A 540-nucleotide genomic window follows, 5' to 3' on the forward strand; every position below is an offset into this window, starting at 1 on the left:
AAATTTTGTCTACGGGGCTTTTACCCTTTCTAGCAGACCTTTCCAGGTCCTTCGACTATCTCACTGGACTACCATATCGGAGTCCTACAACCCCAAGAGGCAAGCCTCTTGGTTTGGGCTTTTCCCGTTTCGCTCGCCGCTACTCAGGGAATCGATTTTTCTTTCTCTTCCTGCAGGTACTTAGATGTTTCAGTTCTCTGCGTCTACCTCTAATCAGCTATGTATTCACTGAAAAGTAACATCCTATAAAAGATGCTGGGTTCCCCCATTCGGAAATCTCCGGATCAAAGCTTACTTACAGCTCCCCGAAGCATATCGGTGTTAGTCCCGTCCTTCATCGGCTCCTAGTGCCAAGGCATCCACCGTGCGCCCTTATTCACTTAACCTTATCTTGACTTTCGTCAAGGGTCTTACTAATTCCCATGAGCGATCATGTTCCTTAGTAATAAATAAGCAATTGAACTTATTAAAAAACTCATTCAACGCGGTGTTCTCGGTTTGTTTAAATTATTGTTTCTGTATCCAGTTTTCAATGAACGA

General features: G+C 43.9%; 1 rRNA gene. It reads right to left on the reverse strand.

The features are described 5' to 3' along the window. Positions 1-386, reverse strand: a 23S ribosomal RNA gene (locus AC4J95_RS21135); the annotation flags it as partial. Positions 387-540: the final 154 nt, after the last annotated feature.

The sequence above is a fragment of the Enterococcus sp. GPZ-007 genome (assembly GCF_059374735.1).